The organism is Mannheimia sp., assembly GCF_056854775.1.
Map to the genome: position 1 here is coordinate 13,981 of NZ_JBXGGI010000060.1, position 23,356 is coordinate 37,336.

The 23,356-nt window shown below is 40.2% G+C and carries 25 protein-coding genes and 1 rRNA gene; 11 read left to right on the top strand and 15 right to left on the bottom strand.

The features are described from left to right. Positions 1-36 precede the first annotated feature (36 nt). The 4 genes from argS (at position 37) to ACJHV0_RS04690 (ending at position 4,876) form a co-directional block, all read left to right on the top strand. Positions 37-1,764, top strand: a complete 1,728-nt coding sequence (argS, locus tag ACJHV0_RS04675; protein WP_483133519.1) for an arginine--tRNA ligase — start codon at positions 37-39, stop codon at positions 1,762-1,764. Between the two features lie 194 nt (positions 1,765-1,958). Next, the gene (gene cgtA / locus ACJHV0_RS04680; RefSeq protein WP_483133520.1) at positions 1,959-3,137 is read left to right on the top strand and encodes an Obg family GTPase CgtA; all 1,179 of its coding nucleotides are present in this window, start codon (positions 1,959-1,961) and stop codon (positions 3,135-3,137) included. Between the two features lie 202 nt (positions 3,138-3,339). Beyond that, positions 3,340-3,612 (top strand): helix-turn-helix domain-containing protein, encoded by a 273-nt coding sequence (locus ACJHV0_RS04685; protein WP_483133521.1) that lies wholly within the window; start codon positions 3,340-3,342, stop codon positions 3,610-3,612. Further along, positions 3,593-4,876, top strand: a complete 1,284-nt coding sequence (locus tag ACJHV0_RS04690) for a type II toxin-antitoxin system HipA family toxin (RefSeq protein WP_483133522.1) — start codon at positions 3,593-3,595, stop codon at positions 4,874-4,876. Before ACJHV0_RS04685 ends, ACJHV0_RS04690 begins: the two co-directional genes overlap by 20 nt. A 70-nt stretch (positions 4,877-4,946) precedes the next feature. Here the strand turns inward: ACJHV0_RS04690 and ACJHV0_RS04695 are convergent, their stop codons facing one another. Next, positions 4,947-5,642: a putative periplasmic lipoprotein gene (locus ACJHV0_RS04695; protein ID WP_483133523.1), complete on the bottom strand. Its 696-nt coding sequence runs from the start codon at positions 5,640-5,642 to the stop codon at positions 4,947-4,949. Positions 5,643-5,769: 127 nt separating this feature from the next. On the opposite strand from ACJHV0_RS04695, the gene ACJHV0_RS04700 reads away from it, so the two are divergent. Both ACJHV0_RS04700 and ACJHV0_RS04705 read left to right on the top strand, forming a co-directional pair. Then, a complete protein-coding gene (locus ACJHV0_RS04700; protein WP_334236014.1) occupies positions 5,770-6,156 on the top strand; it encodes a helix-turn-helix domain-containing protein in 387 nt (128 codons plus the stop codon). Between the two features lie 81 nt (positions 6,157-6,237). Then, a complete protein-coding gene (locus tag ACJHV0_RS04705; RefSeq protein ID WP_483133524.1) occupies positions 6,238-6,855 on the top strand; it encodes an HI_0552 family protein in 618 nt (205 codons plus the stop codon). Positions 6,856-6,897: 42 nt separating this feature from the next. On the opposite strand, the gene ACJHV0_RS04710 is transcribed toward ACJHV0_RS04705, so the two are convergent. The 7 genes from ACJHV0_RS04710 to hda form a co-directional block, all read right to left on the bottom strand. After that, entirely contained in the window at positions 6,898-8,856 is a 1,959-nt protein-coding gene (locus tag ACJHV0_RS04710) for a heme lyase CcmF/NrfE family subunit (protein WP_483133525.1), read from the bottom strand. Next, complete coding sequence (gene ccmE / locus ACJHV0_RS04715) at positions 8,853-9,401, bottom strand: cytochrome c maturation protein CcmE (RefSeq protein ID WP_283386910.1); 549 nt, start codon at positions 9,399-9,401, stop codon at positions 8,853-8,855. The genes ACJHV0_RS04710 and ccmE overlap by 4 nt, the downstream gene beginning before the upstream one ends. Before the next feature lie 208 nt (positions 9,402-9,609). Then, positions 9,610-9,804 (bottom strand): heme exporter protein CcmD, encoded by a 195-nt coding sequence (gene ccmD / locus ACJHV0_RS04720; protein WP_334257357.1) that lies wholly within the window; start codon positions 9,802-9,804, stop codon positions 9,610-9,612. A gap of 17 nt (positions 9,805-9,821) precedes the next feature. Then, complete coding sequence (locus tag ACJHV0_RS04725; RefSeq protein WP_025236627.1) at positions 9,822-10,559, bottom strand: heme ABC transporter permease; 738 nt, start codon at positions 10,557-10,559, stop codon at positions 9,822-9,824. A gap of 64 nt (positions 10,560-10,623) precedes the next feature. After that, a complete protein-coding gene (gene ccmB / locus ACJHV0_RS04730; RefSeq protein WP_025236628.1) occupies positions 10,624-11,286 on the bottom strand; it encodes a heme exporter protein CcmB in 663 nt (220 codons plus the stop codon). Next, entirely contained in the window at positions 11,283-11,924 is a 642-nt protein-coding gene (gene ccmA / locus ACJHV0_RS04735; RefSeq protein WP_334239426.1) for a cytochrome c biogenesis heme-transporting ATPase CcmA, read from the bottom strand. The genes ccmB and ccmA overlap by 4 nt, the downstream gene beginning before the upstream one ends. Before the next feature lie 143 nt (positions 11,925-12,067). Further along, positions 12,068-12,778 carry a DnaA regulatory inactivator Hda gene (hda, locus tag ACJHV0_RS04740; protein ID WP_025236630.1) on the bottom strand — a complete coding sequence of 237 codons (711 nt, stop codon included), beginning with the start codon at positions 12,776-12,778 and terminating at the stop codon, positions 12,068-12,070. 219 nt (positions 12,779-12,997) lie between these two features. Between hda and ACJHV0_RS04745 the strand changes: the two genes are divergently transcribed. The 5 genes from ACJHV0_RS04745 to ACJHV0_RS04765 all read left to right on the top strand — a co-directional run bounded on the left by ACJHV0_RS04745 (position 12,998) and on the right by ACJHV0_RS04765 (position 18,867). Then, complete coding sequence (locus tag ACJHV0_RS04745) at positions 12,998-14,599, top strand: ABC transporter substrate-binding protein (protein ID WP_483133526.1); 1,602 nt, start codon at positions 12,998-13,000, stop codon at positions 14,597-14,599. Between the two features lie 262 nt (positions 14,600-14,861). Beyond that, positions 14,862-15,866, top strand: coding sequence for an ABC transporter permease subunit (locus ACJHV0_RS04750; RefSeq protein ID WP_334232101.1), 1,005 nt, complete (start codon positions 14,862-14,864; stop codon positions 15,864-15,866). Between the two features lie 104 nt (positions 15,867-15,970). Then, a complete protein-coding gene (locus ACJHV0_RS04755) occupies positions 15,971-16,861 on the top strand; it encodes an ABC transporter permease subunit (protein WP_483133527.1) in 891 nt (296 codons plus the stop codon). A 10-nt stretch (positions 16,862-16,871) separates the two neighbouring features. Continuing rightward, positions 16,872-17,873 carry a dipeptide ABC transporter ATP-binding protein gene (dppD, locus tag ACJHV0_RS04760; protein ID WP_025236634.1) on the top strand — a complete coding sequence of 334 codons (1,002 nt, stop codon included), beginning with the start codon at positions 16,872-16,874 and terminating at the stop codon, positions 17,871-17,873. Between the two features lies 1 nt (position 17,874). Then, the gene (locus ACJHV0_RS04765; protein WP_283386901.1) at positions 17,875-18,867 is read left to right on the top strand and encodes a peptide ABC transporter ATP-binding protein; all 993 of its coding nucleotides are present in this window, start codon (positions 17,875-17,877) and stop codon (positions 18,865-18,867) included. A gap of 64 nt (positions 18,868-18,931) precedes the next feature. Here ACJHV0_RS04765 and sohB read toward each other — a convergent pair whose 3' ends face one another. The 7 genes from sohB to rrf form a co-directional block, all read right to left on the bottom strand. Beyond that, positions 18,932-19,984 (bottom strand): protease SohB, encoded by a 1,053-nt coding sequence (sohB, locus tag ACJHV0_RS04770; protein ID WP_483133528.1) that lies wholly within the window; start codon positions 19,982-19,984, stop codon positions 18,932-18,934. A 23-nt stretch (positions 19,985-20,007) separates the two neighbouring features. Next, positions 20,008-21,189, bottom strand: a complete 1,182-nt coding sequence (gene lpxB, locus ACJHV0_RS04775) for a lipid-A-disaccharide synthase (RefSeq protein ID WP_483133529.1) — start codon at positions 21,187-21,189, stop codon at positions 20,008-20,010. Between the two features lie 314 nt (positions 21,190-21,503). Continuing rightward, the gene (locus tag ACJHV0_RS04780) at positions 21,504-21,803 is read right to left on the bottom strand and encodes a hypothetical protein (RefSeq protein ID WP_483133530.1); all 300 of its coding nucleotides are present in this window, start codon (positions 21,801-21,803) and stop codon (positions 21,504-21,506) included. 9 nt (positions 21,804-21,812) lie between these two features. Continuing rightward, positions 21,813-22,193 (bottom strand): hypothetical protein, encoded by a 381-nt coding sequence (locus tag ACJHV0_RS04785; protein WP_483133531.1) that lies wholly within the window; start codon positions 22,191-22,193, stop codon positions 21,813-21,815. A 55-nt stretch (positions 22,194-22,248) separates the two neighbouring features. Continuing rightward, positions 22,249-22,557 carry a hypothetical protein gene (locus ACJHV0_RS04790; RefSeq protein ID WP_483133532.1) on the bottom strand — a complete coding sequence of 103 codons (309 nt, stop codon included), beginning with the start codon at positions 22,555-22,557 and terminating at the stop codon, positions 22,249-22,251. A 14-nt stretch (positions 22,558-22,571) separates the two neighbouring features. Further along, entirely contained in the window at positions 22,572-22,799 is a 228-nt protein-coding gene (locus ACJHV0_RS04795; protein ID WP_283386896.1) for a hypothetical protein, read from the bottom strand. Between the two features lie 378 nt (positions 22,800-23,177). Further along, positions 23,178-23,293: ribosomal RNA gene (rrf, locus tag ACJHV0_RS04800) — 5S ribosomal RNA — on the bottom strand. Between the last annotated feature and the right edge of the window lie 63 nt (positions 23,294-23,356).

Genomic DNA, 23,356 nt, shown 5'->3' on the forward strand with positions numbered 1-23,356 from the left:
CCATTTTTTGTAAATCGAATTTAATAGGTTAAATCAGTGAATATTCAACAAATTCTATCAGATAAAATTAAACAGGCAATGATTGCAGCAGGGGCAGACGAAAATGTAGAGCCATTAGTGCGTCAATCAGGTAAGCCGGAATTTGGCGATTACCAAGCCAATGGAGCAATGGGGGCAGCAAAAAAATTAGGAATGAATCCACGCGAGTTTGCTCAAAAAATCTTAGATAACGCAGACTTAAACGACATTGCCGACAAATTAGAAATAGCCGGTCCGGGTTTTATCAATATTTTCTTAAACCGAGAATGGCTGGCTCAAAATGCCAATAATGCGTTACAAGCGGTCAATTTTGGCATAAAAACTGCAAATCCACAGACCATTGTCATTGACTACTCTTCGCCAAACGTAGCAAAAGAGATGCACGTTGGTCATTTACGCTCAACCATTATTGGTGATGCGGTAGTTCGCACTCTTGAATTTCTAGGCAATAACGTGATTCGTGCCAACCACGTGGGCGACTGGGGTACGCAATTCGGTATGTTGATTGCCTACCTTGAAAAAATGGAAAACGAACATGCCAGTGAGATGGAATTAAGCGATTTGGAAGCTTTCTACCGTGCTGCCAAAGAGCATTACGATTCCGATGAAGTCTTTGCCGAAAAAGCCCGTAACTATGTGGTGAAACTGCAAAGTGGCGATGAGTATTGCTTAACGATGTGGAAAAAGCTTGTGGACATCACAATGCACCACAACCAAGAGAACTACAATCGCCTAAACGTAACCTTAACGGAAAAAGATGTAATGGGCGAAAGCCTTTACAATCCAATGTTGCCTGAAATTGTTGCCGACCTCAAAACCAAAGGCTTAGCGGTGGAAGATGATGGTGCGTTAGTCGTCTTTTTAGATGAATTTAAAAACAAAGACGGCGACCCAATGGGCGTAATTGTGCAGAAAAAAGATGGTGGTTTCCTTTACACCACCACCGACATTGCCGCTGCAAAATATCGCTATGAAACCTTAAAAGCCGACCGTGCATTAGTGTTCTCCGACAGCCGCCAAGCCCAACATATGCAACAAGCGTGGTTAATTACCCGCAAAGCAGGCTATGTGCCGGAAGGTTTCAGCCTTGAACATCCATTCTTCGGAATGATGTTAGGCAAAGACGGTAAACCGTTTAAAACCCGCAGCGGTGGCACAGTTAAACTGAAAGATCTATTAGACGAAGCGGTAGAGCGTGCGGATAAACTGATTTCAGAACGTTCTACAGATTTAACCGCGGAAGAGAAAGCGGCAGTAGTGGAAGCTGTGGCAATCGGCTCGGTAAAATATTCCGATCTATCGAAAAACCGCACCACCGACTATGTATTCGATTGGGACAATATGCTGACGTTTGAAGGCAATACTGCCCCTTATATGCAATATGCCTACACCCGTATTCGCTCGATTTTTGCCCGTGCCGGTATTAATGCCGACAGCTTAAACGCTGAAATTCAACTTAGCGAAGATAAAGAACGTGCTTTAGCGGTGAAATTACTGCAATTTGAAGAAGCCTTAAACGGCGTAGCAAAAGACGGTATGCCGCATATTCTCTGCCAATACTTATACGAATTAGCCGGCACATTCTCCAGCTTCTACGAGGCGTGCCCGATTCTGAATGCAGAAGAAAATGTGAAAAACAGCCGCTTAGCCTTAGCCGCATTAACCGCCAAAACCTTAAAACAAGGTTTGGATTTATTAGGCATTAAAACGGTAGAGAAAATGTAATTTCCGCAGGGCGAAAAATATTTCGCCCCTACAAGCGGTTATATTTTAGAAAAATTTTGCATCCGTAGGGGCTAATTGCAATTAGCCCCTACAATAACTAACAGAATGTAATTTCGTAGGGGCAAATCATCATTTGCCACTCAAAGATACAGTGGAGCGAAATCTTTTTCGCCCCAAGACCAAAGGACAACAAAATGAAATTTATAGATGAAGCCCTGATTCGTGTTGAAGCAGGTGATGGCGGAAACGGCTGTGTGAGTTTTCGCCGTGAAAAATATATCCCGAAAGGCGGACCGGACGGTGGTGATGGTGGCGATGGTGGCGATGTTTACTTAATCGCAGATGAAAACCTTAACACCCTGATCGACTACCGCTTTGAAAAACGTTATGCCGCAGGTCGTGGCGAAAATGGTCGTAGTGCTGGCTGTACAGGCCATCGTGGTAACGATATTACATTACGTGTGCCGGTGGGAACTCGTGCCATTGATAACGACACCCAAGAAGTGATTGGCGACTTAACTCGTCACGGAATGAAAATGTTGGTGGCAAAAGGCGGTTATCACGGTTTAGGCAACACTCGCTTTAAATCCTCAGTAAACCGAGCTCCACGCCAAAAGACCAACGGAACACCGGGCGAAAAACGTGATTTATTGCTAGAGCTAATGCTACTTGCTGATGTGGGAATGTTAGGCTTACCGAACGCAGGTAAATCAACCTTTATCCGCAGCGTATCTGCCGCCAAACCAAAAGTGGCGGATTACCCGTTCACTACCCTTGTGCCAAGTTTAGGTGTAGCTCGTGTTGGGGCAGATCGCAGCTTTGTGGTTGCCGATATTCCGGGTTTGATCGAAGGTGCGGCAGACGGAGCCGGTTTAGGGATTCGTTTCCTAAAACACTTGGAACGCTGCCGTATTTTGATTCACTTAGTGGATATTATGCCGATTGATGAAAGTGACCCGGCTCACAATATTTCTGTGATTGAATCTGAGCTTTACCAATACAGCGAAAAACTTTCTGAAAAACCGACTTGGTTGGTGTTCAATAAAATCGACACTATCGGCGAAGAAGAAGCTGCTGAGCGAGCCAAAGAGATTGCCGAGCAAATCGGCTGGGAAGGTGATTATTACCTAATCTCCGCCGCTACCGGTCAGAACGTGCAAAATCTTACCCGTGATATTATGGATTTCATTGAAGCCAACCCTCGTGAAGCGGAAGAGGAAAACAAAGAAGCGGAAGAAGTGAAATTCAAATGGGAAGACTACCACAACGAAGCCATGCAAAATGCAGTGGAAGAAGATTGGGATGACGACTGGGACGATGATTGGTCTGAAGAAGACGATGAAGGCGTAGAGTTTATTTACGAACGTCGTTAATTTAAGTACAAGCGGTTGTTTTTAACTGGAAATTTGCAAATTTCTGAGAAAAAACAACCGCTTTTTCTCTCATTTCTTATCTCTCTTTCTAGCTTTCCATTTACACAATAGCCACAAATTTCATATAAGCAAAATTGGTTTATCTTTTTAAAATTGATATAATACTATCAATTTTATCCTAAAATATCGAATTTTTGATACTATGTTATACTTTTATGATGATGTAGAAACTCGCAAATGTTTCGCCGATTATCTCAAGCAAAAGCGAAAAAAAGCTAAACTCTCTCGTGAACAACTCGCCGAAAAAGCACTTGTTCCTGCAAGCACCATTCGCCGTTTTGAAACGACGGGGCATATCTCGTTCAAACAATTTTTGGCATTGTGGCTCGTGTTAGATGATATGGGACGATTAGTTGCTCTCACACAAAATACACCAACAATGCCAGAAACGATAGATGAGGTTCTACGTGGTTAAATTACAGAAAACAGTTCACCTAAATGTGCTTCGCACTCTGGTAGATGGGCGTAAAATCAAAGTTGGGGAATTGGCAGAAAATCGTCAGGGTATTTTCTTTGCTTATGACGATCACTATCGCCAACATTTTCCGAATCTCTCACTTTCACCGTTTAAACTGCGTTTTGAGCAAGGTTTACAACTCGCACCGAAAGAACCTCATAATGGCTTGCACGGTGTGTTTGCCGATAGCCTTCCAGATGGTTGGGGAATGTTACTACAAGATCGTTTTTTTGCAGCCAACGGCATTGATTTTTACCGTATTTCTCCACTGGATAGATTAGCCTTTGTCGGTGAAAAAGGGATCGGGGCAATTTCCTTTGAACCCCAAACAGAAAACTTAACGGAAGAAGTCACGCTGACTGAACTTGGCAAAAACGCTGAGCAGTTATTTGACGGGCAAACCGAAGAAGTGCTAAATGCCCTCATTCAGGCGGGAAGTTCGGGAGGAGCAAGACCGAAAGCCCAAATTTTTATACCTCCCCAGCAAACCGATATTTGCCGTACGGTTGCCCAACAAGGTGATGAAGCCTGGATTGTAAAATTCACCTCGAAAAATCTGCCACTGCAATTTGAAGAAGGGTTATGCGAAGCTGCCTATCTTTCAATGGCAAAAGCCGCACAATTACAGCCGGTGGAATGGCAGCTACTCAATCAACAAGCTCAGCCTTGGCTGTCAGTAAAACGCTTTGATTATTTGGCTAAAACAGGCGGAAGAGTTCATACCCATAGCTTGTGTGGGCTGTTAGATGCAAGCCACCGAATGCCATCAATGGACTATTTCGGGCTACTTAAAGCGACTAAACTCTTGTGCCACTCTCGCCAAGCCAGCCAACTACAATTCCGGCGAGCGATATTTAATCTATTTGCTTTGAATCAAGACGACCACACTAAAAACTGGGCATTTATGCAAGATGAAGAACTAGGAAATTGGCATCCATCTCCTGCCTATGACATTACATTTAGCCCGTTGCGTCACGGTGAACATTCAATGGCTTTTGGACTCTATGGTTCAAAACCACCATTAAAAGTGATTCAAGAATTGGCTGATGTGGCAGGTTTTAATCACTGGGCGGAAGCTAAAACGGTGATCGATGAAATTGTTGGAGCCATTGCAACATTTAGCAATGTAGCGAAGCATTTGGAGATTCGCCAAACAACGATTTCACAAATCCAAAAAAGCCTTGATCGTGTGTGGCAGGAAAATAAAGGATTATTGGAATAGATGAAAGCGGTTATTTTTAACTGGAAATTTGCAAATTTCTGAGGAAAAACAACCGCTTGTTTATATCAACTTATAGGTCTTTAATATTTTCTAACTCAATTAATTTACCAAGATTTTCAAAATGGCTTTTTCCAAGTTTTTCAATGCAAAGATCTACTAATTTTTTCCCTTCAGAAACAGCTAAGGAATAATTATTAGCCTCCCATTGCTCTTTAGTAAATCCTGATTTACTTTCCTCACAAGATGCGGCACCTCCACCAGAACCTACCACACTAAATTGAACATTCAATTTATAATGTGCATTATCATAAATCAGGTAATTTTCTCCTATCGCAAAATAGACAGGGGAACCATTGTAATCTAATGGCTTACTAAAGCGAATATTTTGCTGTAATAAGGCTTTATACTTCGGATATGCATAAGTTTCAGCAATATTTAGAATCGTTGTTTGCTCCCCTAATAGTTCCTCTTTTGAGTGAGTATAAATTTTGGCACTACAAGCACCTATTATATTAAACAATGAGAATGGGTTACAAAAAATCGTTTTTGTCACATCGCCAGCCACTGCACTTGCATTATCGCCTCTTGTCACAATACGCAAGTACTTATTTCTAGCTTGATTATTATGAACCATTCGTAAACCAACAATACTATTATCGGATAAAACGACTTTTTCTGTTTCCATTTTAACATGCTCAACCTTAGGATTAGATGAGCAAGCGGCTAATGCTGTTACTATAACTAAACTAATCAATAATTTTTTCATAGATAAAGACCCCAAAATGTGTGAAAATACTACCAAATTATAGGAAAACACTATGATTGTTCTAGAATCAAACAAGACAAATTACTACCTAATTTGTCATTAAAATTGCTCAATTTGTGAGGTATAAATGGGAATGCACGATAAAATCCGTTTAATGCGAGAAGTTCGTCAATGGTCGCAGGAAGAAATGGCAAATAAGATGAATATGTCATTAAGTGGCTATGCCAAAATTGAGCGAGGCGAAACCAAATTGCATTACGACAAATTAGTGCAAATCGCCCAAATTTTTAATATGAATTTATCTGATTTGGTAGATACGGATAAAGGGCTATTTTTCTATATGAATGAAAATTGCGATAACAACTCTTTGACCTATTATAGTAGTTCCGATGTAATCGCTCTTGAAATTGAAAAACTCAAACTATCCCTTTCTCACAAAGATGAATTATTAGCTCAAAAAGAACAAGAAATTCAATCACTTAGAAAGATTATTTCCCTATTAGAAAATAAATAAGAACATTACAAGCGGTTATTTTTCAGAAAAATTTTGCAAAAATTTCAAGAAAAATAACCGCTTGTTTTTTAAGGAAAGCTTATGCTCACATCAGAATCTTGCGATTTATTTAATATTCCATTCTTTCAATTTGCTCAACTGAAAAAATATTGCCCTGAGGAAATTCCGCGTATTAAGGCGGATTATAAAACCCATTGGGAAATTTGGAAGAACCTACATCTTGAAATCCACCGTCAGCTAGGGCAGCCTTTTAGCGAGCCACATATTGAGCGTTGGTGCAACGGCTGGCAAGTGCGGGCTCATTTTTTTGCCTATTACAAATATGAATTTAATAAAAATTCAGCGGCAATTATTTCAGTGATTTTAAATCGCCGCCGTTTGCAAGTCAGCCTTGATTGGCATTGCTATCGGGCGGATAGATCGCAGATTAACGTGCATCAATACAATCAATGGTGGGAAGATTTAGATCGGGAACGCTTTGCCGATTTTGAGGTTTGGAACGGAAGTGAGAGTGAATATGCTGATTTTCACCAAGTAAAAACCTTTTCTGAAAATGAATTTGCATTAAAAAACGAAGAAGATTTTTGGTGTATCGGGCGGAATTTGGAAAAGGACAATTTAGATAAAACGGATGTGGTGGAGTTTATTTATCAGTCAATTCGAGAACTGCTACCGCTTTATGAAAAATGCCATCAATAGATAAAACAAAAGGACTAAGCCGTTAAGCTTAGTCCTTTAAATTTATGCCGTTGCAACATCTTTATTTTGTAGACGTAAACGATAGCGTTTGTCCATCATACAGAGTAATCCTCCCAACCCCATAAAGAGTCCGCCAATCCAAATCCAGCGGATAAACGGTTTATAATATAAGCGAACCGCCCAAGAATTATCTTCAAGTTTTTCTCCTAATGCAGCGTAGAGGTCGCGAGTGAAGCCCCAGTCGATAGCCGCTTCAGTCATTCCCATTTTACTGACGTTATAAAAACGTTTTTCTGCATTGAGTGTGGCTTCATACTTGCCGTTGTGGGTAATTTCAAGCTCAGCCGTACCGCCTTGATAGTTTGCACCATCGGTAATTTTGATACCTTTAAATTCAAATTGATAATCTAAAATTTCAGCTTTATCACCCACATTCATTCTCACATCTCGTTCGACACTGAAGTTTTGGCTAAAGGCAATACCAAATACCGTCATCGCCACACCGAGGTGAGCTAACACCATTCCCCAATGTGAGCGGGAAAGTTTGAATAAACCGCTGAAGAATGAATGACGGTGCGTAGCGCGTTGTTGCAATTCATATAAGCTCAATAATACGATAAAGACCGACATCATTGTGCCAAGTACTACACTCACAGTAATCGTATTGCGGAATAGATAAGGAAGAGCAAAGCCAAGCAAAGCCATTAAAATCAGGGTAATAATTACTGGTTTACGAATGACAGAAACTTGGTCTCGACGCCATTTCACAAGCGGTCCAATTCCCAGCACAAATGCAAAAGGCACCATTAAAATCATAAACATTTGGTCAAAGAACGGTGCACCAATTGAGATTGTACCTAAACCGATTTGCTTATGAACAAGCGGTAATAAAGTCCCCAAGAATACTACCGATAAAAATGCCATCAATAAAATATTATTGATTAATAACATTGTTTCACGCGAATAGCGTTCGTAGTTATCAAGACTTTTAATTTGCGAGCCTTTAAACGCATATAACAATAATGAACCACCTACTACCACAACTAGATAAGCCAAGATATATAGCCCTCTCGTTGGGTCTGATGCGAAAGCGTGAACTGAAACTAAAATACCTGAACGAACTAAGAATGTTCCCACTAAGCAGAGGGAGAAGGCGAGAATGGCTAATAACACCGTCCACGCTTTAAATGTGCCACGCTTTTCAGTTACCGCTAATGAGTGAATTAATGCCGTACCGGCAATCCACGGCATTAGAGAGGCATTTTCCACCGGATCCCAGAACCACCAGCCGCCCCAGCCGAGTTCGTAGTACGCCCACCAAGAGCCGAGCACTATACCGAGCGTTAAAAACACCCAAGCTGCCATTGTCCAAGGGCGAGACCACCTAGCCCAAGCGGTATCTAAACGCCCCGTCATTAATGAAGCAATAGCAAAAGCGAAGGCAACCGAAAATCCTACATAGCCCATATAGAGCAGCGGCGGGTGGAAAATTAAGCCCACATCTTGCAACATTGGGTTTAATTCTTTGCCATCAACCGGGAAATTCGGGAATGTGCGATCAAACGGGTTGGAAGTAAAAATCACAAACACCAAAAAGCCGATGCTGATCATCCCCATTAAACCTAACACACGGGCAACTGCATCTTCCGGCATTTTACGAGTAAAAGCCGCAACCCCTATCGACCAAAGCGAAAGCAACCAAACCCAGAGTAAGAGCGAGCCTTCATGAGCACCCCATACGGCAGAAAGGCGATATTGAAGGGGTAAACGACTATTTGAGTTATTTACCACATATTGCACAGTAAAATCGTTTACCGCAAATAAGTAAAATAATGAACCAAAAGAGACGCTTAAAGCTAAAAACATCGCCCACGTCATTGGTCTGGCTAGGGCAATTAAAGTGCTATTATGTTTTTCTGCCCCCCAAATCGGCAGAATGGCTAATAACACAGAAATAGCTAAGGCAAGTGCCAAAGCATAATTGCCTAATTCCGCAATCATTTAGTTTCCCCTTGCATATTAGCTTTTTGGGCTTCGGCTTTCATTTTGCGATCGGTTTCTGATTCGCCTTTTAAATCTTGCTCTGAAACACCTGATTTTTTATGTTGATCTTTCAATTTATCGCCCAATTCCGGTGGCATATAGTTTTCATCGTGTTTTGCCAATACTTCGGTTGCTTTTAAACGTGTTGGCTCAATGAGCACGCCCTGTGCCACAATACCCTGCCCTTCACGGAATAAATCCGGCAAAATACCTTCGTATTCGACTGTAATAGAAGGTCCAACATCATTTAAATCAAACACCACTTTTAAAGTTTTATCATCACGCTTGACCGTATCTTCCACAACCATTCCGCCAACACGAATACGCTGCCCGACTTCCGGTTTTTGTTTAGGATCATCATTTTTACCATTAACAATTTCAGATGGTGTGTAGAAAAGATCGATATTTTGGCTTAACGCATAAAGTGTCAATCCTGCTGCTACAGAAAGCCCAAGCAATACTGAAAGTACTACTTTCAATCTTGATTTTCGTCTTGGATTCATCGTAATCACCCTTAAAAATAAATGCTTAAAATAAATGCTATTGCATTAAAAAATTAAAAATATAACCAACCATAAGCATAACAAAAAGTCGCACAACATTCCCTAAATTTGAAGGAAGTTTTGCGATTTCTCAAACCAAATACCTATAAAGAAGTATTAATGCGATATTTGCAAAATTTTAACGTTTTTTAACCGCTTGTATTGCCTATTAAAGTGGTTGCTTAAGCTTTTCTTCTCTTGCCAGCTCTTTTTTTGCTTGAGCTAAAATTGCCTTTTGTTCACGGCGGCTTAACCAAATCAGTACTCCCATTGCAATAAAGGTAATGGCATAGGAAAGCCAAACATAGAAACCGTAACCACCCATTGCGAAAAATTCGCTAATTGATTCAAATTGAAAAGTCATCTCTATCTCCTACTTTCTTACACTGCTTTTGCTAAATTTTTAACCCAAGGGCGATTACGTTCATCTTTTAATAATGCGATACGATAACGCCAAATACTAAACCACACGGTAAAAATCAATGAGCCAAAAATCGCCAGTAATAACGGAATGAGCATTTCGACCGCCATTGACGGCTTGTCAAGCTTAGTAATGGTTGCACCTTGATGTAGCGTGTTCCACCACTCTACCGAGAAGTGAATAATCGGCAGGTTAATTACCCCAACCACCGAAAGCACCGCAGCGGCTTTTGCCCCAGTCTGTTTATCTTGAAAGGCTGAGTAAAGAGCCATTACGCCAATATAAAGGAAAAAAAGCACTAAGGCAGAAGTTAAGCGAGCATCCCACACCCACCAAGTTCCCCACATCGGTTTGCCCCAAATTGCCCCTGTGGCAAGCGAAATAAAGGCGAACACCAAGCCAATCGGTGCCATTGAAATCATCGCCAAATTCGCTTGGCGAATTTGCCAAACTAAAGCAACTAAGCCCGCTACTGCCATTGAGCCATATACACCCATCGACCAAATCGCCCCCGGCACGTGAATAAAGATAATACGGTAGCTATCGCCCTGTTGGTAATCTTTCGGTGCGTAAGCAAGCCCCCACACAAAAGCCACCGCTAACATAATCAAACTTAACCAACCCAAAAACGGTTGGATTTTCCCTAGCAAATGATACTGTGTTTCAGATTTTGCGTAAGGGTGTAGCCATTTCCACATAGAAAAACTCCGTAATAAATGAAATGTTTATTTACTTATTTTTGTAAAATTACTGCTTTCAAATCTAGTTCAAACTAATCCTTAACGCCCCTGCAATCGCAAATGGCGAAAAAGTTAAAGTAACCGCTAAAATTGCACCGATAATCGCAAGTTGTCCGCTGTAGCCCATATTCAGGGTAGCGGCTTCAAGCACTGCGGCGGCAAAGATTAATACCGGTAGAAATAACGGTAAAATCAATAGGCTTAACAAAGTACCACCTTTGCGTAATCCTACAGTCAATGCCACACCAATTGCCCCTAAGCAGCTTAAAATCGGTGTGCCGAGTAATAATGTCATCACTAACGCCCACCAAACGTGGGTTTCTAGCGAGAGCAAAATTGCCGCAATGGGGGAAAGTAAAATCAACGGCAAGCCGGTTAAAATCCAGTGAGCAATCACTTTCGCCAATGCCACTTGCGGTAAACCTAACGGCAATAACATTAATTGTTCAAGTGAGCCGTCTAAATAATCATCTCGAAATAAACGCTCAAACGAAAGCAATGCAGAAAGGAGTGCCGCTACCCACGCAATGCCACCGGCAATTTTGCCCAATAATTCAGGATTTGGTCCCATTAAAATCGGGAATACAGTAATCACCATTAAAAAAAACCAAAGCGGATTTAAAATTTCCGATGGTTTGCGAAAGGCAATGGTTAATTCACGCTGAATAATGCTAAATAAAATCATACTTTAAATTGATCTAACGAAATAATAGCAACTTTATCGCTCTCTGCTGCTTGATGGCTGGTAAAAATGACTAATCCGCCTTTGGCACAATGTTGCTCAATATGAGCAATTAAATCTGCTACCCCTTTTTTATCAATGGCGGTAAAAGGCTCATCTAAAATCCAAAGTTTGGCTTGGGTCAGCCATAATTTAGCCAACGCAACACGGCGTTGTTGCCCTGCTGATAATTGAGAACAAGGCAAATCTTCTCGCCCGATAAGGGAAACTTTGTTTAACGCTTCCCACAACGCTTCGTCATCTTGCGGCAGTTGTTGAATTTTTTGGAAAAAGCGTAAATTCTCCCACGCAGTCAGCTCCGGTTTCACACCCGAATAATGACCTAAATAAAAGAGTTCCGAATAATATTCATCACGTTGCTTTTGAATGGGAATATCGTTCCACAGCACTTCGCCTTCAGCAGGTAATGAAAGCCCGGCTAAAATACGTAATAGACTGGTTTTACCGATGCCGTTATGCCCTTCAATCTGCACCCAATCGCCACTGTTTACAGTAAGATTACACCCTTCAAATAAACGGGTTTCACCTCGCTCACAAGCGATATTCTGTAGTTTAAGCTGATATTGGGTTGTTTGGTTCATCATAACTCAATGGGTAAAAAATGTTAGCTGAAGTGTAACACAAGCTATTCTTTTAACGTAGCAAATAAGTTACTTATTTAGAGGTAGCAAGCGGTCAAATTTTCAAAAATTTTTGCAAATTTTGATAAGAATCAAACCGCTTGTTACAGAGAAAGGGCTTCCTTCACAAAAGGAATGGTTAATTTTCGTTGGGCTTGTAAAGAAGCGTGATCTAATTTATCTAATATTTTGGACAATTCTTCCAAATCAGACCCTATTTTTTTCAGCAGAAAATGAGCAACTTCATCGGATAGCTCAATTCCTTTTTGATGTGCATTGGCTTGCAAAATATGGCATTTTTGTTCGTCAGTGAGATCACTTAATTGATACACTTCTCCCCACGTTAAACGGGAGCGTAAGTCCGGCAATTTAATATTTAATTGATGAGGCGGGCAATTCGCACTGATTAACAACAAGGTTTTTATACCATCACTAAATAATCCCTGCTGTTCTCGAATTTGATTGAATAAGTTGAAAATTGCCAGCTCCCATTCCTCATCACCTGCAATAGCTTGAATATCATCTAAACAAATCACATTCAGTAGCTCGGCGTTATCTAAAACCAACGGTGAGAAATAATGAGCTTTTGTTAAAGGAATGTAACTTGAGGTTTGCTGGTTTAAAAGAAAGTGATTGCTCACGGCTTTTAACAAATGACTTTTACCACAACCTTTTTCGCCCCAAATATAGAAAAACGGCTGTTGTACATCGGCAAAATTCCGTTTGAGAGATTCAAGTAACACTTCACTATTCTCTGCGTAAAAATTATCGAAAGTGTCTTCATCAATTTGATAAATCGGTAGAGGTAACTGCAAAAATATTCCTTAAAGCCAGCCATCAAAAACTTTGTAAGAATATCGGAAAACTGCCGTTTTGAGAAGTGGAAATTGCTCAATCAAATTTCATTTGTAAATTTTGATAAAGTCCTACCTCTATTTGTTAAAAAAAGATTGCAGTTCGCTAAAAAAATTGTATATTCAAAACTTAACATAAAAAAAGTAATTCAATCTATAAATAAAACTCAAGGAGTGAAAATGAAACACCTAGCTAAACTTTCGTTAATTGCAATGGCGGTTGCAGGTTCTGCAACTGCAATGGCTGCACCAAAAACCTTCGTCTATTGCTTAGAAGCATCGCCTTCAGCAATGAGCCCTGTTCTTGTAACAGACGGTGCAAGCCTTGATGCCAACGCTCGTCCTATCTATAACAAATTGGTGGACTTTGCAGAAGGCACAACCGATGTTATCCCATCGTTAGCAGAAAAGTGGGATATTTCTGAAGATGGCAAAACTTATACCTTCCATCTGCGTAAAGGCGTGAAATTCCACGACAACAAAGAATTCAAACCAAGCCGTGAATTAAACGCAGATGATGTAGTATTCTCAATCAGCCGTCAGCTTGATCCAAACCACCCATTCCATAAAGTATCAGGTGGCAACTATGAATACTTTGTCGGTATGGATATGCAAAATATCATTGAAAAAGTGGAAAAAGTGGACGATCACACCGTTAAAATCAGCTTAAAAGTGCCAAATGCACCGTTCTTAGCAAACTTAGCAATGGACTTTAACGCAGTTTATTCTGCTGAATATGCCGAACAATCATTAAAAGCAGGTAAACCGGAGCGTATTGATACTAACCCAATCGGTAGCGGTCCGTTCCAATTTGTTGATTACCAAAAAGACTCAACCGTACGTTACAAAGCTTTTGAAAACTACTGGCAGGGTAAAGCAAAAATTGACCGTTTAGTGTTTGCGATTACACCAGATGCGTCTGTACGTTTAGCCAAATTACAAAAAGGCGAATGCCACGCAATGCCATATCCTAACCCTGCGGATGTTGAAGCACTTAAAAAAGATGCCAATATTGAGTTAATGAGCCAATCTGGTATGAACGTAGGTTATCTTGCATTGAACTCTTCAATCAAACCGTTAGATAATCAAAAAGTTCGCCAAGCCTTAAACCACGCAGTAAACAAACAAGCGATTGTGGATGCGGTGTATCAAGGTGCCGGTCAAGTGGCGAAAAACCCTATTCCACCAACAATGTGGAGTTACAATGACGCTGTTCAAGACTATGACTATAACCCTGAAAAAGCCAAAGAGTTATTAAAAGAAGCAGGCTTTGAGAACGGCTTTACCACAGAACTTTGGGCAATGCCGGTATCTCGCCCGTACAACCCGAACGCTCGCCGTATGGCTGAACTTATCCAAGAAGACTGGAAAAAAGTGGGCGTGAATGCGAAAATCGTAAGTTACGAATGGGGTGAATACCTCAAACGTTTACGTCAAGGCGAAGCAGCAACTTCAATGATTGGTTGGACAGGCGATAATGGCGACCCGGATAACTTCCTGAACACACTATTAAGCTGTTCAGCGGTTGAAGCTGGTTCAAACTACTCAAAATTCTGCCACAAACCGTTTGAAGACGTAGTGCTTGGTGCGGCTCAAGAAAGCGACAAAGCAAAACGTACAGAGCTTTACAAACAAGCACAAGTTATCTTCAAAGAGCAAGCTCCTTGGATTACCATTGCTCACTCAACCGTTTACTTCCCGGTTCGTAAAGAAGTAAAAGGTTATGTAATGAGCCCATTTGGCTTACATAACTTCTATAATGTAGAGCTTGCAGATAAATAATCTGCCTGCAAGCGGTTAATTTTGCAAATTTTTTTACAAATTTGACCGCTTGTTCTCCCCTCTTTAGCAAAGAGGGGCAAGGGGAGATTTGGTAGCAACGATTTGCGAAATGGGAGAATGAAAAGATCTCTTTGAGTGATTATTTATTTTCTCCGGAAATGACTTCTGTCAAATCTCCCTTAACCCCTCTTTTCTAAAGAGAGGAATCAGATCGAGAGGTCAGATAACTCTTTATAAAATCCCAACATATTAGAGATTTTGAATGTTTCAATTTATTCTTAAACGCGTATTAATGGTGATTCCCACCTTTATCGCAATTACTTTAATTACTTTTGCCCTTGTGCATTTTATTCCCGGTGATCCGATTGAGATCCGAATGGGAGAGCGTGGATTGTCGCCTGAAGTTCATCAACAAATGATGGAACAGCTTGGCTTAAACCGACCATTGTTTGAGCAGTACATCAGCTATATCAGCGGTGTGCTACAAGGTGATCTTGGCAGGTCGTTTCGTAACAACGAACCTGTACTGAAAGAATTTTTTACCCTTTTCCCTGCAACTGTTGAATTGGCATTTTTTGCATTGTTATGGTCGCTCATTTTAGGGATCTTCTTAGGCGTGATTGCAGCGGTTAAAAAAGAGTCGTGGATTTCGCATACAGTTACCACGCTTTCACTGACCGGTTACTCTATGCCGATTTTCTGGTGGGGCTTAGTGCTAATCCTTTATTTTTCTACCCCGCTGGGTTTACCCGCTTCGGGACGCTTACCGTCTGAATATTGGATTGAAGCCGAAACAGGTTTTATGCTGATTGATACTTGGCGTTCAGACGAACCGGGGGCATTTTTAGCAGCAATAAAATCATTAATTTTACCTGCTATTGTACTAGGTACAATTCCGCTTGCGGTGATTACCCGAATGACGCGTTCTTCAATGCTTGAAGTTCTGGGCGAAGATTATATACGCACCGCAAAAGCTAAAGGCTTGAATACCACTCGTATTGTGATTGTTCACGCTCTGAGAAATGCGTTAATTCCAGTAGTAACCGTTGTTGGTTTGATTGTAGGGCAACTTTTGTCAGGAGCGGTTTTAACCGAGAATATTTTCTCGTGGCCTGGCATCGGCAAATGGATTATTGATGCCATCAACAGCCGTGATTACCCTGTGTTACAAGGCTCTGTATTAATCATAGCCACTATTATTATTTTAGTTAATTTAACCGTAGATTTAATATACGGTATTGTAAACCCAAGAATCCGCCATTCATAACAAGGTTTCAAGCGGTTAATTTTGCTTATAAATTTGCAAAAAGTATCTAAAAACCAACCGCTTGTTCTCTAGGATTTGGGATCTTTTTATTTTTGGAGTGATGAATGTCTTCAATAACATTATCTGCACCTAAACCAAAAACACCATTGCAGGAGTTTTGGTACTATTTTTGTCAAAATCGAGGTGCATTAATCGGACTTATCTTTATTGCAATAGTCTTTGTTGCCTGCGTGTTCGCACCTTGGGTTGCCCCATTTGACCCAATTGAGCAAAACCGTAGTGCATTACTACTCCCTCCGGCTTGGTTTGAAGGGGGAAATTCCGCTCATTTACTCGGTACTGATGATATCGGGCGTGATATTCTGTCTCGTATTATTTACGGTGCAAGATTATCTGTCTTTATCGGCTTAATCATTGTACTACTTTCTTGCGTATTCGGGGTAATTTTAGGCTTAATCGCGGGCTATTACGGCGGTATGCTTGATATTATCATTATGCGATTTGTGGATATTATGCTTGCTATTCCAAGCCTACTTTTAACCATTGGGGTTGTAACCATTCTTGGTCCATCACTCACCAATGCAGCCATTGCCATTGCGGCAGTTTCCATTCCAAGCTATGTGCGTTTAACCCGTGCTCAAGTATTAAGTGAGAAAAACCGTGATTATGTAACCGCTTCCCGTGTAGCCGGTGCAAGTGTGTTCCGCTTAATGTTTGTGGTTATCTTACCAAACTGCTTAGCTCCACTGATCGTTCAAATGACAATGGGGATTTCAAATGCGATTTTAGAACTTGCCGCACTCGGCTTCTTAGGCATTGGGGCTCAGCCACCAACGCCTGAACTGGGTACGATGTTGGCAGAATCTCGTGGCTTTATGCAATCGGCAAACTGGTTAGTAACCATTCCGGGGCTGGCAATTTTATCACTTGTATTGGCATTCAACTTAATGGGCGATGGCTTGCGTGATGCACTCGATCCAAAACTAAAACAATAGGAGAGACAAGATGGCATTATTAACTGTTAATCAGCTTTCCGTCCATTTTGGCGATGAAAAAACGCCATTTAAAGCGGTGGATCGCGTAAGCTACGAAATCAATGAAGGCGAAGTATTAGGCATTGTGGGCGAATCAGGTTCGGGTAAATCGGTCAGTTCATTAGCGATTATGGGCTTAATTGACTTTCCCGGTCGTGTAATGGCTGAAAATTTACACTTTAACGGCAATGATCTGTTGGCATTAAAACCAAAGGAAAAACAACAAATTGTGGGTGCCGATGTGTCTATGATTTTCCAAGATGCAATGACCAGCCTCAACCCAAGCTACACCGTAGGCTATCAGATTATGGAAGCGTTGAAAGTCCATCAAGGTGGTTCAAAAGCAAGTCGCCGTGAGCGAGCCATTGAACTACTCAAAATGGTGGGAATTCCCGATCCTGAATCTCGTTTAGAGGTTTATCCGCATCAACTTTCGGGCGGTATGAGCCAACGAGTGATGATTGCAATGGCAATTGCCTGTAACCCTAAATTATTAATTGCTGATGAGCCAACAACCGCATTAGATGTAACCATTCAAGCACAGATCATCGACTTACTGTTAGAATTACAACGCAAAGAAAATATGGCGTTAATTCTCATTACCCACGATCTCGCCCTTGTTGCGGAAGCGGCTCATCGCATTATCGTAATGTATGCCGGACAAGTAGTTGAAGAAGGCAAAGCGGCGGAAATTTTCAGCTCGCCACTTCACCCTTACACCCAAGCATTGCTGAAAGCATTACCTGAATTTGCCGAAGGGAAATCCCGTTTGCAATCTCTACCGGGTGTTGTACCGGGCAAATATGACCGACCACAGGGTTGTTTACTCAATCCTCGTTGCCCTTATGCAACGGATAAGTGCCGTCAAATTGAACCGGAGCTACATACATTAAACGGTCGCCAAGTGAAATGTCATACACCACTAACACTCGCAGGCACACCACTTGCATTTGAACAACATCTGAGAGGTTAAAATGAGCGATTTGCAAAAAAATGATAAAAACGCACCGCTTCTCGATGCGATTAATCTAAAAAAATATTACCCCGTTAAAAAAGGAATGTTCGCACCGCCAAAGCTAGTTAAAGCAGTGGATGGCGTATCATTTACGCTTGAGCGTGGCAAAACATTGGCAATTGTAGGAGAATCGGGCTGTGGAAAATCAACATTGGGGCGAATGCTCACAATGATTGAAAACCCAACTGAAGGCGAATTATTCTATAACGGACAGAATTTCTTAGTAAATGATAAAGAAACTGCTCAGCTACGCCGTAAAAAAATTCAAATTGTATTCCAAAATCCATATAGCTCACTCAATCCTCGCAAAAAAGTAGGAGCAATTTTAGAAGAGCCGTTGTTAATTAACACCGAATTGTCGGCAAAAGAACGTAAAGATCGCGTTTTAGAAATGATGGCAAAAGTTGGCTTAAAACCTGAGTTTTACGACCGCTATCCACATATGTTCTCGGGTGGACAACGCCAGCGAATTGCAATTGCTCGTGGCTTGATGCTACAGCCTGACATTGTAGTTGCTGATGAACCTGTTTCCGCATTAGACGTTTCGGTTCGAGCCCAAGTGCTTAACTTGATGATGGATCTGCAAGAAGAAATGGGGCTGTCTTATGTCTTTATTTCTCACGATTTATCCGTTGTTGAGCACATTGCTGATGAAGTGATGGTGATGTATTTAGGTCGCTGTGTTGAACAAGGCGATACTAAAACGATTTTTAGTAATCCTCGCCACCCTTATACCCAAGCATTGCTTTCAGCAACACCACGTTTAGATCCAAATCAACGTCGTGAACGCATTAAGCTAACAGGCGAATTACCAAGCCCACTTAAGCCACCAAAAGGTTGTGCTTTCAATGCTCGCTGCCGTTTTGCAACGGATCTATGCCGTGTCAGCCAGCCCGATCTCAAAACCTATGCAGATGGCACTCGCATCGCCTGCTTTGTGGTAAATGAGTAATAACAAGCGATTTAATTAAAATGAAAAGGGCTGAATTAGATAAGTTCAGCCCTTCTGTTTGATACTACATTATCGTTGAACGACCTTTATTTAAGATCTTAGTTAAAACATTTTCCGCAGATTGTTCTAGCTGTGAGCCGATTTTCTGGCTCAATTTTTTCTTCTCTTTATATTTCAATTCAATCACCTCTTTCTCAGAGATTGCATTTAAAATAAGATCATCACTGGTTGCAATTTCATCTACTAAATTTAACTCAATCGCTTGCTGTCCGAACCAATGTTCACCTGTTGCTACTTTTTCAATATCTAATTGTGGGCGGTGTTGAGCGACAAATTGTTTGAACAATAAATGGGTTTCTTCCAATTCTTGCTGGAATTTTTGCTTGCCTTTCTCTGTATTTTCGCCAACTAAAGTTACTGTACGTTTATATTCACCTGCCGTCATCACATCCACATCAATATCGTGTTTTTTCAGGAAACGATGAATATTTGGCACTTGAGCCACAACACCTACCGAGCCAATCACCGCAAACGGAGCAGACACAATTTTATTTGCCACACAAGCCATCATATAACCACCGCTTGCCGCAACTTTATCCACCGCTGCAATTAAAGGAATATTGCGATCACGCAAACGTTGCAGCTGAGAGGCTGCCAAACCATAGCCGTGAACCACGCCTCCCGGACTTTCCAACTTCAGCAAAACCTCATCTTTTTCGGGATCAGCAAGGCTAATCACTGCATCAATTTCTCGGCGTAGAGAATTAACCTCGTGTGCCATCATATCGCCATTAAAATTCAGTACAAACAAGCGAGATGGGGCTTCTCCGCTTGTTCCCCCTTCTTTTAAACGCTTCTTCTCAAATTTTGCCTTCTCTTTCTCTGCTTTTTTCTCTTGCTTTTCTTGATGCTTTAGCTCTGCCTCACTCAAGAAAAATCCTGCAAGCGATTTTTGTTGTTCCTTATATTTTTTTGTTAAATTTGTAATGGATACTGTACCATTTTCAGTTTGTTTTTTGGATTCCAAAATCAACATCACGACCACTGCAACAATACCGAAAACCGTTAATAATTCTAATAAGAAAATCCCATAATTAAGTAAAACTTCTTTCCACATACATCTTCCCTTTTGCAAAAAAATTAATAAATATGACCGCTTGTAGAATAATTTAATAAATCAACAACCGCTTGAGCTGCTTGCTCATCTGCATTACATTGAATTGACTTGTGTAGCTCAACAAATCGCTGTTTTAAATCCGCTTTCTTAGCTTGGCTTTCCATATCCTCTGCGAGGAAAACCGTTAAATGGTTTGCCAACTTCTCCGGATTACACTCCTCTTGGATTAGCTCTGGCACAAGAAGTTCTTGAGCAAGTAAATTAGGTAGAGAAATATAATCCGTCTTAACTAGCCTTTTTGCCAGCCAATAAGTAAGCGGTTTCATTTTATATCCAACTACCATTGGAGATTTACACAACATTGCCTCTAATGCAGCCGTGCCGGACGCTAAGAGCGTGCATTCCGCTGCAATCATCGCTTCACGAGCCTTGCCTTGAATAATATTAAGTTCTAGCTCTGGAGCGATTTGTGCTTTAATCTCATTAAATTGTGCAATTCGCTTTTTATTAACCATTGGCACTAAGAATTGCAAATCAGGAAAGCGAGCCTTTAGAAGTTGAGCTGTTTTCAAAAATGGCTCAGCTAAAAACTGAATTTCACTCCCTCTGCTTCCTACCAAAATTGCCATATAGCGTTTGCTTTCATCAATATTGAGCGATAAACAGGCTTGTGAACGCTCTGGCTCTAACGGAATCGCATCTGCCATTGTATGACCAATAAAACGGCAAGGCACATTAAACCTATCATAGAATGCCTTTTCAAACGGCAGAAATGCCAATACCAAATTAGTTGCTCTGGCAATTTTAAACACTCGCTTTTGACGCCACGCCCACACCGATGGGCTCACATAATGAATAGTTTTAATGCCACTCGCTTTAAGTTTTTCTTCAACAGTTAAATTGAAATCCGGTGCATCAATACCGATAAAAATATCAGGCTTTACTTGAAGCATTTCATCAATCACTTGTTTACGGCGTTTAAGTAATCTTGGAAGATGTTTAACCACCTCAGCTAAACCCATAACCGAAAGTTCCTCCATATCAAACAAAGTCTCGCAACCCGCTGATATCATTCGTGGACCGGCTACGCCAATAAAACGAGCATTTGGATAATGCATTTTTAATGCTTTAATTAGGCCTGCTCCGAGAATATCGCCAGATACTTCCCCTGCCACTAGAGCAATAATAGGTGATTTGTTTTTCATAGTTAGATTTATAAAAAATGAATATTTAAATTCTACTATTATAGCCAATCATTATAAAAACTGATAAAGAAATATTGTGCTAATGCTACAGGAGTAAAATATAATTTAATGCCATTTTAAATTGAAGAGTTAAATTTTCTTTTGCAACTTTCTCCTGCTAACAATCGGTCATTTTTATACCTTATTCTGCTTCTGCAAAATAATCTTCTATACTAAATAGAATAAAAAAACAAAAACCCCTAAGTATCTCTACTTAGGGAGCAAGTCCATTAGCAAACCTCTAGACATAAATTAGTAGGTTTCACTTATACAGATTATTTTTTCTTTAATAACCAACCAATCCCTATACCTATTGCAGTTCCAATCAAGGAGTTTTTCAAAGATGAAGAATCTTCTCTTTCATCTGCTTTTTTACGAGATGGTTCTTGTTTTACCACATTTTTTGATGAAATAATCTCATCTCGTCTTACACAGGCAATAACTTTACAAGTGGGATGTGAAGACTTAAATCGATTTTTTGCATCAAGAATACTTGTTGCAGCAACCGCTCCTCGCCCTTTCTGATTATAACGGGTATCGATATAATCAATGTCAAAATGGTATTGTTTACTCATAGCATATCCTTAAGATTGAAATACTTTCTCTTTTATAGATAGAACAGCTTTTTTCACTAGATTTCTAGGAATGACATATCTAACAGGCGCAGGAATGAAATCAATTACTTTGTCTATGACCATTTCAACATTACCATCTGAACCAATTTTTCTAAACATAGATTCAATTTCACTTTCATACGGATAAATATATTTGTCAACAAATGCATCAACCCCTGAAACTTCATCACCAATTTCAATTTGTGTTCCTTTAATGATTTCTACAAGCTCTCTTAACTCTTCATCACTAATTGAGCACTCAACCTCTCCTTTTTCATTAGATAGTGCGAGCATTGAAGATAACAAGTTAATAAACCCTTCACGTAACTCATCTTGACGATGCAAATGCATTAAATTTAAAATACCAAATTTCAGCTCACCTTTATTATAGGAGATTGATAATGACTTATAATAAGTAATAAGGCTGGCACATTAGGCCTTCAAATGCTTGTTTTACAATGATTTTCTTGTTCGTAATTAAAGCCCCCTCTTTTGCACTTCCAAAAACAGTAGAATCATAAAGCAATAAAATCTCTTCATCATGATCTAAACTTGCCCCTGCACCTGATACCATAGAAGCTTTTGCATTATTAAGCTTCTTCAATGGAACACTACCATTTCCCCCTGCAACAACATAATATGACGAATTATCAACACATTCTGACAGCTCATCCAGAATTTCTCTGATATATGGATATTTATCTAATAAACTCATAGCCAACTTCCTCTTTATTTCTTAGATAACGTATCAATAACACTTTGAGAACAATCTAATAATTTGTCTCTTAAAGTACGCTCATCGTGATAAAACTGAACTATTGAGCCTATATTCTCACCTGTATAATGTTGTTTATATGTAGCGAATATTTCTCTTAATTCAGAAAATTTAGCATTTTCAACAATGTTTTTATAATCATTTGGAGAATCTACAATCCTCCGAATAATTTGACTTTGCATATCATCACCTCATTTTGTTTAGCAAGGATTATTTCCTTTATTCCTGCAAGGGAATAAAGGAAACTCAGTATACTGAGTTGCAAAATTTGGTTATAAATTCACCGCTTGTACAGTATTCAAAACAAGTTATGGAAACTGAGAAAGAGTTGTTTTAAAGGGGAAAAAGCGTATAGGAAAGGAAAGAGAAATTATCTCTGCTGAAATCAGATAGTTTTATCAGTTAAAATACAAAAGCAAAAACCCCTAAGTATCTCTACTTAGGGGCTCTTTATGTCTTGTTTATGTTTATGTCTTCGTTCTTTTCTTCTGTCTCTTCCGCTTTATTTAGTCAATCTACTACTATCTCATTCTATCTACTAATAAACTCACTAAATAAAAACCCGACGATGCTCTACTCTCACATGGCGAATCACCACACTACCATCCACGTTACTGCGTTTTACTTCTGTGTTCGGAATGGAGTCAGGTAGAGCCACAGCACTCTGGTTATCAATCAAATTCTTTCTATTTAGTCAGTCTACTACTATCTCATTCTATCTACTAATAAACTCACTAAA